Source organism: Micromonospora sp. NPDC005087, assembly GCF_042872965.1.
Lineage (GTDB): Bacteria > Actinomycetota > Actinomycetes > Mycobacteriales > Micromonosporaceae > Micromonospora.
This window is the reverse complement of record NZ_JBIALB010000006.1, coordinates 274,170-288,685: the sequence shown is the minus strand read 5'-3', so window position 1 is coordinate 288,685 and position 14,516 is coordinate 274,170. Positions and strand designations below refer to the sequence as shown.

Genomic DNA, 14,516 nt, shown 5'->3' with positions numbered 1-14,516 from the left:
CCTCCGGGTGAGAGCCTGTCGTGACGGATCGATCTCTACCCACTGTGGGCGCTGCTCACGCGTACCGGCGCCGCGCCGCGCGGTACTCAGTGGAAGATCTTCAAACCGACGACGCCGGCCACCACCAGCAGCAGGCACAGGATCCGGGGCAGGCTCGCCGACTCGCCGAGCGCCAGCATCCCGACCAGGGCGGTGCCGACCGCGCCGATGCCGACCCAGACCGCGTACCCGGTGCCGATCGGGATCTCCCGCAGCGCGTACGCCAGCCCGCCCATGCTCAGCGCCAGGGTCACCGCGAACACCAGCGACGGGATCAGCCGGCTGAAGCCGGCGCTGCGTTCCAGGGCGATCGCCCAGGCCGTCTCCAGCAGTCCCGAGATCACCAATACCAGCCAGGCCATCGTTCACCTCACGGGGAGCGCCCGGGCTGTCGCGCCGGGACGAGTGGAGTCTGCACGTCACGCGGGGCGTCTTGGCCTGACCGGGTACGCCCACCACTCGTCCGGGGCGGCCACGGACGACCGGGCCACCGGCACCGACGCTAGCACCGGCCCCGGTCCGCCGACGGCTCGGTGACCCCCGCCACCTCGCGTTGACCTGCACCTCACTTCAACTTGCAGTATGGCGGTCATGACCCTGCTCTACGCCGACCCCGAGGTCGCCGCCGTGCTGGACGCCGCCACCACGGTCGACGCCATGCGCGCCGCCCTGCTGGCCGCGTACGACGGGCGGCTGGTCGCCCCGCCCCGGGCCACCGCCTCGCTCAGCGGTGGGCGGATGGTGCTCACCGCCGGGCACCTAGTCGACGAGTGGTACGGCTTCCGTTCGTACGACACCTTCGGCCACCCGCAGGGCGAACAGTTGGTGGTGCTGCACGACGCCCGCACCGGCGCGATCCGGGCCGTCGCGATCGGCGAGGAGTTGGGCTCCCGGCGTACCGGAGGGCTGGGTGGCGTGGCGGTCGACGCGCTGGCCCGACCGGACGCGGCCACCCTCGGCGTGATCGGCTCCGGTCGGCAGGCGTGGACCCAGGTCTGGGCCGCCGCGGCGGTCCGCCCACTGCGCGAGGTGGTGGTGCACAGCCGCTCCGCCGCCCGGCGGGACGCCTTCGCCGCCCGGGTCCGCGCCGAGTTGGACGTGCCGGCCCGCGCGGTGGCCGACCCCGGCTCGGCGGTGGCCGGGCGGGACATGGTGGTGCTCGCCACCACCAGCCCGACCCCGGTCCTCTGTGCCGCCGACCTGAGCCCCGGCACGCACGTCAACGCGGTCGGCTTCAAGCAGCGCGATCGCAGCGAGTTCGGTGCCGACCTGCTCGACGCCGCCGACCTGCTGGTTACCGACTCGCCGGCCCAGGCGAAGGACTACCGGCCGCCGATGCTCGCCGCCACGCCCCCGTACGCCGGGCGGCTGCTTGACCTGGGCGGCGTCCTGGCCGGCGCGGTCCCCGGCCGAACCACCGTGGACCAGGTCTCCGTCTTCTGCTCCACCGGTCTGGCCGGGACCGAGGTCTTCCTGCTCGACCGGCTGACCCGGGTGGGAGCCGCGACGCGCTGACCGGTTCGCGAGCTGGCGCGATCGGGACTGACCGAACAGTGGACGGTCGCATAGGCGACCGGGCGGAGTTGCCGGCCCCGGGAACCGATCATCATGGAGGCGACCGCCGCGACGGGGCCGGCGGAGCAACTTGAACGTGAGGTGTCATGAACCTCGGGCTGGTGCTGGTAGCTGTCCTGGTGGTGCTCGTCGTCGTGCTGCTGGTCGTCGCGGTCGGCGGCTACAACCGGCTCGTGCGGTTGCGGGCCCAGGTGCAGGCGTCCTGGGCGCAGGTGGACGTCCAGCTGAAACGGCGGCATTCGCTGATCCCCAACCTGGTGTCGACGGTGCAGGGCTACGCCGGGCACGAGCGGGCGACGCTGGAAGCGGTGACCGCCGCACGGGTCACGGCCACGACGGTGGCGGGTGGTGGGCCGGCGCGGGTCGACGCCGAGGGTGCGTTGACCGAGGCGCTCGGTCGGCTGTTCGCCGTCGCCGAGGCGTACCCGCAGCTGCGGGCGGGTGAGAACTTCGCCGGGCTGCAGCGTGAGCTGGCCGCCACCGAGGACAAGATCGCCTACGCGCGGCAGTTCTACAACTCGGCCGTTCAATCGCTCAACACGGCCGTGCGGACCCTGCCCACCAACGTCATCGCCGGGCTGGGCGGCTTCCGTCCCGAGTCGTACTTCGAGGCGACCGGTCCGGAGCGCACCGATGTCTCCGTCCGGTTCTAGCCGTGCTGGAATTCTCCGACCCGGTCGTCGAGATCGGCCTGCCGGTCGCGGGCCTCGCCCTCTGGGCGCTGGTCTACGGGATCACCCGGCTGGCCAGTCGGCCCGCCGCCGTGGCCTCAGCGCCCGCTGCCATGGAGTTCCCCGGGCAGGAGCCGCCGGCCGTGGTCAGCCTGCTGGCCAACCGCTGGCAGTTCACCGTGGACGCAGCCGAGTCCACCTTGCTCGACCTCGCCGCGCGCCGCTACCTGGAGCTGCGCCAGGCCGGCCCCGATCCCCGGCACACCACGGTGCACCTGACCGGCCGCGCCCCCGACGACCTCAACCGGTACGAGCGGCAAGTCTTCGACCGGGTGGCGGCCCGCGCGGTCGACGGGATGGTGCCGCTGACCGCACTGGGATTCTCGGACGCCAACCGATCCGCCTCGTGGGCCAAACGGCTGCGCCGGTCGATCGTGGCCGACGCCCAGCGGCTCGGGCTCTCCCGTCGGCGGTTCTCTCGGGCACTGGTTGTCCTGCTCACCGTGCTCGGCGCTGTCGCCGCCGGCGGGGTCGCGGGCGGGGTCTGGCACTATGTGGCCCGCTCCGGCGAGGACCCGTTCGCTCCCGTCGCCGCCTTCCTCGTCACCATCGTCGCGCTCGCCGGCCTCGCCGGCCGGGACCTCGGAGAACGGGACACCCCCGCCGGCCAGGCCGCCGCCGCCCGCTGGCTGGGGTTGCGCGCCTGGCTCGCCGGGCACGAGAGCTTCGCCGACCTGCCGCCCGCCGCCGTCACGGTCTGGGACCGCTATCTGCCGTACGGGGCCGCACTCGGCGTCACCCGGGTGGCCTCGCAGGTGATCGATTTGGGCATGGCCGACCGGAAACAGCTCTGGTCGTCGTACGGGGGCGGGTGGCGTCGGGTCAGCGTCAGCTATCCGCGCGGGCTGCCCCGGTACGGCCAGCCGCTGGGCTGGGTCGTCTTCCGGGCGCTGATCGCCGGCCTGCTGGGCTGGACGTTCGCCCGGGTGGTCGGCGGGGTGTTCCTCGCCTCGACCGGGGACTCGTCGGCCGGCTCGACGGGGTTCACAGACCTCCGCCCGGTCACGCTCGGCTTCGTCCTGCTCGGGTTCGCGCTGCTCGGCCTCGCCGGGTATCTCCTCCTCCGGGCGCTGGTCGACCTGGTGGCCCCGGCCACGGTCACCGGCGAGGTGCTCTGGCACCAGGTGTGGCAGCGGCAGACGTCGGACGACGGGCCGGGACGGACGATCAACCATTACCTCGTCATCGACGACGGCCACGCCGAGCGGCTCCGTGCGTGGATCATCCCGGACCAGATCGCGGGGGAGTGTCGGCTCGGTGACGTGGTCACCGCACGGGTCCGGCCGTGGACCCGGCGGGTGCTCGGGGTGACCGTCCAGCGCGCGGCGCCCGAGCAGGCCGACCCGGACGCGTACGCCGAGGAGGAGCCGCCGGCCGGCAGCGTCCTGCCCGCCACGGCGACCCACGGCGCGGTCCAGCCGGAGCGCCTGCTCAGCGCGACGGAGGTGGGCGCCGCGACCGGCCGGCGGGTGTCGTTGGTCAGACCGGCCACGAGCACCGGTCAGGTGCGGGGCATGGCGTCGTTCGTCGACGGCAGCGGGGCGACCGTCCTCGCGCTCCAGGTCACCCGGGGAACGATGGCCCGGTTCAACCTGACCGTCGGGCGGAGCACGGGTGTCCCGCTGCCCGAGGTGGGTGACGAGGCGTACGCCGGGCCGGACCGGGTGGTCGGCCGGCGGGGGGACCTCGTGCTGCTGCTGGTCCGCGGGCCGGGCGCCGGCGAATTCGAGGCCGAACAGCTCGCCGGGCTGCTCTCCACCGCCCTGTCCCGGCTGCCGAGCGAGTCCGCGCCGCAGCACAGCGGGGCGGGCTGAGGAGCGGGCTGGGGCCCGAAGGAGGTGCCGAGGTACGGGCGCAGGAGTGCGCCCGATCTCCCGGCCGCCCGCGTGCACGGGCTTCCCCGGTCGGCCCGGTACCCTCGGATGGTGTCTGCCACCTCCCCTTCCAGCTCGGCGCGTCCGACGCCGCTGGAGCTGTCGTCCGCCGCCGAGGGCCGTCGCGTGGCCCTGCTCACCCTGGGCTGTGCCCGCAACGAGGTCGACTCGGAGGAGCTGGCCGCCCGGCTGCACGCCGACGGCTGGCAGGTGACCACGGACGGTGAGGGCGCCGACGTGGTGGTCGTGAACACCTGTGGCTTCGTGGAGAAGGCCAAGCAGGACTCCATCCAGACCCTGCTCGCCGCCGCCGAGACCGGCGCGAAGGTGGTCGCCGCCGGCTGCATGGCCGAGCGGTACGGCCGGGAGCTGGCCGACAGCCTGCCCGAGGCGCAGGCGGTGCTGAGCTTCGACGACTACCCGGACATCGCCGCCCGACTTAGCGCGGTCGTCGCCGGCGAGCAGGTCACCGCGCACACCCCGCGGGACCGGCGGGAGCTGTTGCCGCTCACCCCGGTTAAGCGGCGCGAGGCCGCGGTGTCGCTGCCCGGGCACGGCAGCCCGGCCCGCACGGCCGTCGACACCGACGAGCACACCCCGGCGCACCTGCGTCAGGTGCTGCGCCGCCGGCTGGACACCGGCCCGGTCGCCTCGCTGAAGCTGGCCAGCGGCTGCGACCGCCGCTGCGCGTTCTGCGCCATCCCGGCCTTCCGTGGGGCGTTCGTCTCGCGTACCCCGGACGAGCTGCTCGCCGAGGCGGAGTGGCTGGCCAAGTCCGGCGTCCGGGAGCTGGTGCTGGTCAGCGAGAACTCCACCTCGTACGGCAAGGACCTGGGCGACCCCCGGGCGCTGGAGAAGCTGCTGCCGCAGCTCGCCGCGGTGTCCGGCATCGTCCGGGTCCGGGTGAGCTACCTCCAGCCGGCCGAGACCCGGCCCGGGCTGGTCGAGGCGATCGCCGGCACGCCGGGGGTGGCCCCGTACTTCGACCTGTCGTTCCAGCACTCGAGCGAGCCGGTGCTCCGCCGGATGCGCCGCTTCGGCTCCACCGACCGGTTCCTGGAGCTGCTGGCGAGCGCCCGGGCGCTGGCCCCGGAGGCGGGCGCCCGGAGCAACTTCATCGTCGGCTTCCCCGGCGAGACCCGCGGCGACGTCGACGAGCTGGTCCGCTTCCTGACCGAGGCCCGGCTCGACGCGATCGGCATGTTCGACTACAGCGACGAGGACGGCACCGAGGCCGCCGGGCTGCCCGGCAAGGTCTCCGCCGCGACGATCAAGCGGCGCTACGACCGGCTCAGCGCGCTCGCCGACGAGCTCTGCTCGCAGCGGGCGGAGGATCGGCTCGGCTCGACCGTCGAGGTGCTGGTCGACTCGATCGTCGATGGCGTGGTGGAGGGCCGGGCGGCGCACCAGGCGCCGGAGGTGGACGGCTCGACGACTCTGGTCGCCCCGGTCGAGGGCGGGGTCGACCTGGCCGCGCTGCGCCCGGGTGACCTCGTGCGGGCAAGGGTGACCGGCACCGAAGGGGTGGACCTGCTCGCCGTGCCGGATGAGATGATCTCGGCGGCGCCCGGCGCGGCACGGTGACGGCGGGCCCGAGCGGAGCGGGGGACCCAGGTGGTGCGGTGTCGAGAACGCCACGGCGGTCCGAGTGGGGCGAGGCGGTGACCGGGGCGACGGAGTCCACGCCGCCTCGGGTGGTTCCCGGGGTGCCGGTGCTCAACGCGGCCAACGCGCTGACCGCGTTACGGCTGGTGCTGGTGCCAGTCTTCGCCGCCTCGGTGATCATGGCCGGGATGACCCACGCCGGCTGGCGGATGGCGGCCTGCCTGATCTTCGCGGTCGCCTCCGCGACCGACCTGGTGGACGGCTGGATCGCCCGCCGGTTCGGGCTAGTCACCTCGGTCGGCAAGGTGGCCGACCCGATCGCGGACAAGGCGCTCACGGGCGCCGCCCTGGTGCTGCTCTCCTGGTACGACCGGCTGCCCTGGTGGGTGACCGCGCTGATCCTCGTCCGTGAGCTGGGGATCACCGGGCTGCGGTTCTGGGTGATTCGGCACGGCGTGATCGCGGCCAGCCGAGGCGGCAAGGTCAAAACGGCGCTCCAGATCCTGGCCATCGCCTGGTACCTCTGGCCGATGCCGGCCGCCCTCGCCCCCGTGGGCCCCTGGATCATGGGCGCCGCCGTCCTGGTCACCGTGGCCACCGGCTTCGACTACATAGCCCAGGCCCTCCGCCTCCGCCGCCCCCGCTGACCCCACCCCGCCCCCACGGACCCCGCCCCCGCCGTCGCCCCGTCGATCATGAAGTTATCGCCGTCCGGCGCGGCGTGTCGGGGCAGTAACTTCATGATCGACGCCACCGGTCGGGGGAGGGTTGGGTGGGAATGGGTGGGGAAGGACGGGTGCATGGAGCGGGATGAGGGTCGGGAACGGCCGGCGGGCAGTCCAGAGGTCGGCAGTCCGGCCGCGGGCGTGGTGCACAGCCTGTCGCAGAGGCACGAGACGCTGGCCACGGCCGAGTCACTCACCGGTGGGCTGCTCGCCGCCTCGATCGTGGAGATCGCCGGGGTCAGCGACGTCTACCGGGGTGGGCTGGTGGTCTACGCCACCGAGTTGAAGTCCGAGCTGGCGGGCGTACCGGCCGAGCTGCTGGCCGAGCGGGGGCCCGTCGACCCGGACGTGGCGGCGGCGCTCGCCGAGGGTGGCCGGCAGCGCTGCGGCGCGGACTGGGGGCTCGCCACCACCGGGGTCGCCGGTCCCGAGCCGCAGGACGGCAAGCCGGTCGGCCTGGTCTACGTCGCGGTCACCGGCCCGGACGGCGGTGAGGTGCGCCAGCTCGACCTGGACGGGGGCCGGGACCACGTCCGATCGGCGGCGGTGACCGAGGCCTTGCGGCTGCTCGGCGAGCGGATCCACGCCGCGGACGCCGCGGATGCCGCGGAGGCGGCGGGGACCGCCAGCGCCGCCGCGGCGGGAACGGCCGGGGCCGGGCGACGGTGAGCCGGCCCGGGCGAACCGACGGGCGGGGCGGGATGTCGCCCGGGCCTACACCGGGTACGGTTGCGGGAAGGCTTCGGCGCTCGGGGCCGGCGCGGTCCGCCGCGACCGGCCGCGGGACGCCGAGCGAGAGGTATCCCTCAGGGGGAGGTGCGATGGTCCTGCTACGCCGGGTGATCGGTGACGCACTGCGGGCGCGCCGGCAGGGGCAGCAGCGCACCCTGCGCGAGGTGTCCACCGCCGCCAACGTCAGCCTTGGTTACCTCTCCGAGATCGAGCGCGGGCACAAGGAGCCGTCCAGCGAGCTGCTCGCCGCGATCTGCGACGCGCTCGGCGCCCGCCTGTCCGAGCTGCTGCGCGAGGTCAGCGACACCGTCGCGCTGGCCGAGCAGATGCCCGGGGTGCTGGTCCCGATGCAGGACGAGTCGGCCGAGGCCGTGCCCGTCGGCGCCGCCCCCGCCGTTCGCAGGAACACCAACCGGGGCGTTCGCCAGGTCACCTCCGATGGCAAGGTCGCCGTCTCGGTCCGCCAGGAATCGCCGCTCAAGGCCACGCTGCGCAGCACCCGAGTCCGCCCCACCGAGCGCGACCGGGACGTGGTCTGCGCCGCCTGAGCCCGTCCTTCCGGTTGACCATGGGCGAGTTGGCCCCGGCCGCGTAGGGTGGCCCGCAGGAGCTGCCGGTGCCGTCGACCGCCCGGTACGGATGCCTCGTTGGCCTCCGGCTGGGACGATGGAGACCGGCCGGGTCGTGGTCGGCAGGTCCATCCGGCCGGGCCACGGTGGATCGACGCTACTGAGGGGATACGGCGGAGATGGCGAACCCGTTCGTCAAGGGCTGGAACTACCTGATGGCGCTCTTCGGTGCCAAGATCGACGAGCATGCCGATCCCAAGGTGCAGATTCAGCAGGCCATCGAGGATGCGCAGCGTCAGCACCAGGCGCTGGTGCAGCAGGCTGCCGCGGTGATAGGCAACCAGCGTCAGCTGGAGATGAAGCTGTCCCGGCAGATGTCCGAGGTCGAGCGGTTGCAGGGCAACGCCCGGCAGGCCCTGGTGCTCGCCGACCAGGCCCGGGCCAAGGGTGACGAGGCCGAGGCCGGGCGGTTCGAGCAGTCGGCGCAGACCCTGGCCACCCAGCTGGTCTCCGCCGAGCAGGCCACCGAGGACCTGAAGACCCTGCACGACCAGGCGCTGGGCGCCGCCGCGCAGGCCCGTCGGGCGGTGGAGAACAACTCGATGATCCTCCAGCAGAAGCTCGCCGAGCGTACCAAGCTGCTCAGCCAGCTGGAGCAGGCCAAGATGCAGGAGACGGTGGCCCGCTCGCTGGAGTCGATGTCGTCGCTGACCGCACCCGGCACCACCCCGTCCCTGGACGAGGTCCGCGACCGCATCGAGCGGCGGTACGCCAACGCGATGGGCCGGGCGGAGTTGGCCGGCAACTCGGTCGAGGGCCGGATGTTGGAGATCCAGAAGGCGAGCATCGACTCGGCCGGCTCGGCCCGGCTGGAGCAGATCCGGTCCAGCATGGCCGGGGAACAGCTCGGCGGCGCGGCGCAGCGACCGGCGGTGCCGCAGGGCGAGACGACGGGCGCGGCCGGCCCGGCCAGCGACCCGACCGCCGCTGCCCGGCTGGACGAGCTCCGGGCCAGCATGGCCCGCGAACGGGGCACCGGCGACCCGACCGCCGCCGGCTGAACGACCGGCCCGAGGAGGTCAGCGTGGCAGACGAGCGGACGCGGTACTTCCGTCGGCTGGACCGGCTGCGCCGGTCCGCGCGGCGGTGGAGCGTGTTGGCCGGTGGGCTCGGCGGCGCCGCGGCGGTGCTGACCCCGTACGCCGGTCTCGGTCTGCCCGACGCGGCCTGGGCCGGCGCCGCCGGCAGCGCGGTGGCGCTGGCCGCCTGGCGCTGGGTCGACCTGCGCGCGCTGGCCGCCCGGCCGGCGCCCCCCGCGTTGGACCCGGCCGAGGCCGCAGCCCGTTCGCGGGCCCGGCTGGTGGCCGCGGTCGAGCGGCTGCCGGTCGGTTCCGGAGTGCTGGCCGAGGTACGCCGGGTCCGCAGCCGGATCGCGCTGCGCGGCACCAGTGCCGGGCAGCAGTGGGCCCGACTCGATCGGGCAGCGCTCACCCTGGCCGGGATGACCACCCGGCTCACCGGGCTGGCCGAGCCGGCGGTGCTGGAGGCTGCCGCCGCCGACCGGTCGCTGCGTGACCTGGCCGCGCGGGTGGCCAGCGTCGAACGGGCGCTGCGGCTGGCCCCCGCCGACGCGCGGGCGCCGCTGGCCGAGGCGCACGGCGCATTGACCGCCCAGTTGGAGAGCGGGGTCGTGGCCTACGAGCGGCTGGTCGTCGCCGCCGCCGGCTACCTGGCCGAGGACGCCCGACCGGAGACCGCCCACCCGGCCGCCGCCCGGCTCACCGAGGCGACCGACCTGCTGCACGGCGTGGCCTCGGCGTTGGCCGAGTTGCGCGCGGTCGGCACCCCGCTGCGCGCACCCACCCGCTGAGCCCGTACACCCGCTGAGCCCGTACACGCGCTGACCGGGCGCCGCGAACCGGCGCCAGGTCACGGCGGGGTGGTGACCGGGATCCGGGCGGTGTACGGCGAGCTGCCCACGACGTTGAACGACCGGATCCGGTAGTGGTACGTCACACCTCGGGCCAGTCCGGTGTTGGTGAAGCCGCGACCCGTCACCGTGAAGGTGGCCACCTCCCGGCCGAAGGCCGGGTCCAGCGCCCGCTGCACGATGAACCCGGCCCCCGGACCGGCCGGCGTGCTCGCCGCCCAGACCAGGACCACCGTCGCGGTGTCCGGTCCCGGCGCGCTGGCGGTGGCACCGACCCCGCTCGGCGCGACGGGTGCGGGTGGGGTGCTCGCCGCGGCCACCGTCGACCAGGCCGACGCGGCACCCAGGTACGTGGTCCGCACCCGGTAGTAGTACGTGGTGTTCGGGGCGACTGTGACGTCCAGGTGGTTGTCACCGACGCCGATGGCGGTGGTGCCCGGGCCGCTGGTGAAGGTCGGGTTGGTGGCCCGCTGCACGTCGATGCCGGTGGCGAAGGAGCGGTTCGCCCAGCGCAGCGCCACCCGCAGCGGCGCGGCCGGCGGGATCGCCGCGGCCAGCCCGCTCGGGGCGGTCAGGTGCACCGAGGCGGGCACGCTGTTCGACCAGGACGAGTAGCTGACGGCGTTCTCCGCCCGGATCCGGTAGTGGTAGGTGACCCCGGGGGTGACCGTCGCGTCCGTGTAGCGGGTGGCGGTGGCCGCGACCGTGATGGTGGTGACCTCGCCGCCGAACGTCGTGTCGGTGGCCCGTTGCAGCAGGTGGCTGGTGGCCGGCGGGCGACCGCCGTTGCCGGTCCAGGCCAGCCCGATCGCCGGCAGCGCGGTGGCTGAGCCCGGCACCGGCGTGGCGGTCAGCCCGGTGGGCGCCTTCGGCGCCACCCGCAGCACCAACGGCCGGTTCATTCCGAGGTCGCGGTGGCCGGCGAGCTGGCTGTGCCAGCGGTACTCCCAGCCCAGGTTGACCAGTTGGTTCACCACCAGGGCGGGTCGCCCGTCGGCCGGGCTGATCGGGGTCGAACCGGTCCGGGCGCCGGCCGGGCGGCCCGGGTCGAGCAGTCGGACGCTGTCGCCCAGCTTGAACGGCAGCGTCGGTGCGACCGGACGTAGCGCCACCACCACGTCCTCCCGGGGGTTCACCCGGATGATCTCCTTCCAGCCCAGCTCGCTGCCGTGCGGGGGCCGGAGCGTGCCGTCCCAGCCGACCCGGTTGATCAGCTGCACGTCGCAGCCGCCGAAGCGCAGCGCCTCGGTCTGCCGCACGTTGCCGCTGATCCGCCAGAATTGGGTCCCGTCGGTCGGCGCGCCGACCGGCACGGCCGGATCGGCGGCGAAGAGCACCTCGGTGACAGGGTCGGTCGGGCCGAGCGGCAGGGTCGCCGGGACGAGCGGCCCGGCGTTCGGGTGCCCGACGCCGAGCCGGCCGGCCAGCCGGCCGTGGCCGGGCTCGAAGACCTGCTGCGCGGCCTTCACCGCGACGGGCAGGCTGACCGGCCCGGCGACGCCCGCCGGGGTGAAGGTGACCGTGGCGGCGTGCACCGGCACGCTCGTCTCCCGCGCGGTCCGGGTGCCGAACGCCGGGTCGTACGCCGGCTGCGGCACGATCGGCGGGCGCTGGCTGGCCGCGTACGCCAGAGGCAGCCGGCGGCGCAGCAGCGCCAGGTCGTACGTCGGGGCCGGCGCTCCGCTTACCCGGAACTGGAGCAGCGTGCGGGTGTTCGGGCCGTACCCCGGCTGGGTTGGGGGCGGGCCGCCCTCGGCGGTCCGGTCCGGCGCGTCGGTGTGCTGGTCGTAGCGCGGATCGAAGCCGGGCAGCGGTGCCGGGGCATCGTTGTAGAGGATCAGCGTGGTGCCCGGCGGTACGGCGGAGAAGTCGACGAGCACGTCCGCGCGCTCGCCCGGGGCGAGCAGCAGCGTGTGCCCGTCGACGTTCAGCACGGTCGGGTCGAGGCGGTCGTAGCGGTAGCCGATCGGCCGGTTCGGCAGCACGACCGGAGCAGGCAGCAGCCCGGCCTCGTTGCCGATCTGGATGAACGCCGGCCCGGCGGCGCGGGGGTCCGGCACCCCGCCGTCACGCCCGTCGGTCGGCCAGTCCGCCGGCCGGTCCGCAGCCCGCACGGCGGGCACCATCGGCACCTCACCGGCGTCGGCGTCGGCCAAGGCGTCGTCCTCCGTCCACATCGGAGAGTCCGAGCAGGCCCGGTAGAGCTGGAGGTTGAGGCTGCGGTCCAGGCAGGCGTTGAGGATCCGGAACCGGTACGCGCGCGGCCGCACCGCCAGGTACGGGTAGGCGACGCCGTTGACCAGCGGGGTGTCGCCGTACACCTCGGGCACCGCGGACGGGTGCGGCGTGCCGGGGCCCAGCGGCGGCTCATCCGGCGCGCCGACCGGATCGTGGTGCGGGTTCGGCACCGGGCCGGGCCCGGTCAGCGGCGGTCCGCCGGTGACGCCGTCCGCAGCCCGCCAGCCGTCCACCGTCGACCAGCCGTCCATCGTCTGCCAGCTGTCGCCACGGGTGCCGTCCGGGGCGGTGCTGCGCGACCAGGGTCCGTAGTCCCACCGGCCGGTCGGATTGCGCCCGCCGGACCGGTACGGGTTCTGCCGGGGCTGGTAGACGTGTGGGTGCCAGAGGCTGCCCCGGGCGCCCCAGCGTTCCCGGTCCCAGGTCGGGTCCTCGGCGGCCAGTTGGGTGTCGTCCGGCACGAAGGTCTTGTCCTCGATCACCAGCGGCAGCTGGTCGGCCGGCAGCACCCCGTCGGCGATGAGCTGGTCCTCGGCCGGGTCTGTGAGCAGGTACGGCGCGAGCTGCCCGCCGTAGACGGTGAGCCGGGCCAGGCCGAGGGTGTTGTCGTGGAACCACATCAGCCGGCCGCTCTGCTCGTTCGGGTAATAGAGCGTGGTGGCGCCGGCCCCGGGCGGCGGCATGTCCGGCACGTGGGTCAGACCCGTCCCGGTCGGGTACGGGGTGATCTCCCCGGCCGGGGTGATCCACTGCCCCGGGTTGCCGGCGCTCGTCCAGCCTGTCTGCGCACCGGCCAGGTGCAGCACCGCCCGGTTCTGCGGGTACGGCGCCGGGCCGTCCAGCGGGCCACCGCCGGCCCCGTCTACCGTGTCGTCGACCGGCAGGAACAGCTCCCCGGCCCGGCCGGTGGGGAGCTGGTTGATGAACTTCACCCGGACCGGCCGGCCCCGGCGGGCGAGGATCATCGGACCGAGGTGCCAGGGCCGCTCCGGTGGCGCCACCGTGTTGTGGCCCGACGCGTCGGTGCCCAGGTTCAGCTGCCGGTAGCCGCGCAGCCGGGTGGCCGGCAGGTCCCGGTGCAGCCGTTGGACGTACTCCTGGAGGCCGATCTCGTAGTAGTCGCAGCCCGGGAAGCTGATCGTGTCCGGCACCGCCACCGGCAGGTACCCACCGAGGTCGCCGCGGCCCAGCTGACCCGGGGTGGGCAGCACGTCGACGAACTTGCGCAGCCCGGTGCCCGGCACCACCCGCCCTTGCGGATCGCGTGCCGGTCGGGGGCTGTGCGCGAAGTTCGGCACCGGGCCGAAGCAGTGGGGCACGACGGCCGGGTCGAGGCTGGGCGCCGGGGCGGCGTCCTCGGCGGTACGTGCGGCCGGCACGGACGCCACCCGTCCGTTGGCGCCGCCGTTGCTGTCGCGGGCGCTCCGCTCGAACCAGGTGGAGCGGAGTCTGCGGAAAATCGCCATGGCTCTCCCCGGGGTCGGGGCACGAGGGTCGCCACCCCGGCGTGGCGACCTGATCGGGCCCGGCACTCTGACGATCGGTGAGCACTCAACCGCAGCATGCGACTCCGACGGCCGGTTAGGAATTACCCAATCGTCCGTTTCTGGGATGACCCCTGTCCGGGTGGGGTGGTCAGGCGGGCGCGGGAGCCTCCGGGTGCTCCGGTTGGCAGACCGGGCACCAGTAGGTGACACGTTCGCCCAGCTCCTGCTTGCGGATCGCGGTGCCGCAGCGGCGGCAGGGTTGGGCGCGACGGCCGTACACGTAGCTGGTCTGCCCCCGGTGCAGCGATCCGGTGGTGCTCTGCGTCCAGCGGCCCCGGTTGGCGGCGAGCAGCCGCTGCGCCAGAGCAACCGTGCCGGCCAGGTCGGGCACCGCACGCACCGGCGTCCACGGCGACACCCCGCGCAGGAAGAGCACCTCGCACTTGTAGAGGTTGCCCACGCCGGCCAGGTTGCGCTGGTCGAGCAGCGCTTCGCCGATGGTCTGCTCCGGGTGGGCGGAGAGCCGGCGGACCGCCTCGGCCGGCTCCCAGTCGGGGCCGAGCAGGTCGGGGCCGAGGTGGCCGACCAGGCCGTCCTCCTCGGCCGTGGGCACCAGGGCCAGCTCGTGCAGGTGGTAGCCGACCGCGACCGCGCCGGGGCTGCGCAACACCACCCGGATCAGGTGCGCCGGCCGGCCGCTCCAGCGTTCACCCGGCGCGTACGCACGCCAGGCGCCGTCCATCCGCAGGTGCGAGTGCAGCGTCCAGTGCGATTCGTCCACCCCGGGCCGGCCGGCGGGGGCGGTGAGGCGGAGCAGCAGGTGCTTGCCCCGGCTGGCCGACTCGCGGACGGTCCAACCGGTGAGGTCCGTGGTGGCCAGCTGCGGCACCCGGAAGTCACTGCCGGTGAGACGCGCGCCAGCCAGCGCGCGGTGCAGCACGCGCGCGGTGTTCCAGACGGTGTCGCCTTCGGGCACCCCGCCATCCTCCCTCCTTCGAGCAAGATTCGCAT

The 14,516-nt window shown here is 74.5% G+C and carries 12 protein-coding genes and 1 riboswitch; of the genes, 9 read left to right on the top strand and 3 right to left on the bottom strand.

The annotated features are described in order from the left end of the window. Positions 1 to 86: 86 nt before the first annotated feature. Positions 87 to 401: an SMR family transporter gene (locus tag ACFYPS_RS17275; RefSeq protein WP_354963213.1), complete on the bottom strand. Its 315-nt coding sequence runs from the start codon at positions 399 to 401 to the stop codon at positions 87 to 89. A gap of 60 nt (positions 402 to 461) precedes the next feature. Then, positions 462 to 529, bottom strand: a riboswitch (guanidine-III (ykkC-III) riboswitch). Positions 530 to 630: 101 nt separating this feature from the next. Between ACFYPS_RS17275 and ACFYPS_RS17270 the strand changes: the two genes are divergently transcribed. The 9 genes from ACFYPS_RS17270 to ACFYPS_RS17230 all read left to right on the top strand — a co-directional run bounded on the left by ACFYPS_RS17270 (position 631) and on the right by ACFYPS_RS17230 (position 9,720). Then, positions 631 to 1,554: an ornithine cyclodeaminase family protein gene (locus ACFYPS_RS17270; RefSeq protein ID WP_387325530.1), complete on the top strand. Its 924-nt coding sequence runs from the start codon at positions 631 to 633 to the stop codon at positions 1,552 to 1,554. Between the two features lie 146 nt (positions 1,555 to 1,700). Then, a complete protein-coding gene (locus tag ACFYPS_RS17265) occupies positions 1,701 to 2,267 on the top strand; it encodes a LemA family protein (RefSeq protein ID WP_354963211.1) in 567 nt (188 codons plus the stop codon). A gap of 2 nt (positions 2,268 to 2,269) precedes the next feature. Beyond that, positions 2,270 to 4,159, top strand: coding sequence for a DUF2207 family protein (locus ACFYPS_RS17260; protein WP_387325388.1), 1,890 nt, complete (start codon positions 2,270 to 2,272; stop codon positions 4,157 to 4,159). Between the two features lie 108 nt (positions 4,160 to 4,267). Then, positions 4,268 to 5,803, top strand: a complete 1,536-nt coding sequence (rimO, locus tag ACFYPS_RS17255) for a 30S ribosomal protein S12 methylthiotransferase RimO (protein ID WP_387325385.1) — start codon at positions 4,268 to 4,270, stop codon at positions 5,801 to 5,803. A 77-nt stretch (positions 5,804 to 5,880) separates the two neighbouring features. Further along, positions 5,881 to 6,471, top strand: a complete 591-nt coding sequence (gene pgsA, locus ACFYPS_RS17250; RefSeq protein ID WP_354963316.1) for a CDP-diacylglycerol--glycerol-3-phosphate 3-phosphatidyltransferase — start codon at positions 5,881 to 5,883, stop codon at positions 6,469 to 6,471. 153 nt (positions 6,472 to 6,624) lie between these two features. Beyond that, the gene (locus ACFYPS_RS17245; protein WP_387325382.1) at positions 6,625 to 7,218 is read left to right on the top strand and encodes a CinA family protein; all 594 of its coding nucleotides are present in this window, start codon (positions 6,625 to 6,627) and stop codon (positions 7,216 to 7,218) included. A 152-nt stretch (positions 7,219 to 7,370) separates the two neighbouring features. Continuing rightward, positions 7,371 to 7,829, top strand: a complete 459-nt coding sequence (locus tag ACFYPS_RS17240; protein WP_089017185.1) for a helix-turn-helix domain-containing protein — start codon at positions 7,371 to 7,373, stop codon at positions 7,827 to 7,829. 200 nt (positions 7,830 to 8,029) lie between these two features. Continuing rightward, positions 8,030 to 8,911 (top strand): PspA/IM30 family protein, encoded by an 882-nt coding sequence (locus tag ACFYPS_RS17235; protein WP_354963208.1) that lies wholly within the window; start codon positions 8,030 to 8,032, stop codon positions 8,909 to 8,911. 23 nt (positions 8,912 to 8,934) lie between these two features. Continuing rightward, positions 8,935 to 9,720 carry a hypothetical protein gene (locus ACFYPS_RS17230; protein ID WP_354963207.1) on the top strand — a complete coding sequence of 262 codons (786 nt, stop codon included), beginning with the start codon at positions 8,935 to 8,937 and terminating at the stop codon, positions 9,718 to 9,720. Positions 9,721 to 9,779: 59 nt separating this feature from the next. Here the strand turns inward: ACFYPS_RS17230 and ACFYPS_RS17225 are convergent, their stop codons facing one another. Together ACFYPS_RS17225 and ACFYPS_RS17220 are read right to left on the bottom strand one after the other, a co-directional pair. Next, a complete protein-coding gene (locus ACFYPS_RS17225; protein ID WP_354963206.1) occupies positions 9,780 to 13,484 on the bottom strand; it encodes a hypothetical protein in 3,705 nt (1,234 codons plus the stop codon). A 169-nt stretch (positions 13,485 to 13,653) separates the two neighbouring features. Continuing rightward, positions 13,654 to 14,481, bottom strand: coding sequence for a DNA-formamidopyrimidine glycosylase family protein (locus tag ACFYPS_RS17220; protein ID WP_387325379.1), 828 nt, complete (start codon positions 14,479 to 14,481; stop codon positions 13,654 to 13,656). Positions 14,482 to 14,516: the final 35 nt, after the last annotated feature.

Bases quoted from the DNA above. Each gene is read 5' to 3' on its own strand.
- ACFYPS_RS17270 (WP_387325530.1), top strand. From the start codon at position 631: ATGACCCTGCTCTACGCCGACCCCGAGGTCGCCGCCGTGCTGGACGCC.
- ACFYPS_RS17240 (WP_089017185.1), top strand. From the start codon at position 7,371: ATGGTCCTGCTACGCCGGGTGATCGGTGACGCACTGCGGGCGCGCCGG.
- ACFYPS_RS17265 (WP_354963211.1), top strand. From the start codon at position 1,701: ATGAACCTCGGGCTGGTGCTGGTAGCTGTCCTGGTGGTGCTCGTCGTC.
- ACFYPS_RS17225 (WP_354963206.1), bottom strand. From the start codon at position 13,484: ATGGCGATTTTCCGCAGACTCCGCTCCACCTGGTTCGAGCGGAGCGCC.
- ACFYPS_RS17275 (WP_354963213.1), bottom strand. From the start codon at position 401: ATGGCCTGGCTGGTATTGGTGATCTCGGGACTGCTGGAGACGGCCTGG.
- rimO (WP_387325385.1), top strand. From the start codon at position 4,268: ATGGTGTCTGCCACCTCCCCTTCCAGCTCGGCGCGTCCGACGCCGCTG.
- ACFYPS_RS17235 (WP_354963208.1), top strand. From the start codon at position 8,030: ATGGCGAACCCGTTCGTCAAGGGCTGGAACTACCTGATGGCGCTCTTC.
- ACFYPS_RS17245 (WP_387325382.1), top strand. From the start codon at position 6,625: ATGGAGCGGGATGAGGGTCGGGAACGGCCGGCGGGCAGTCCAGAGGTC.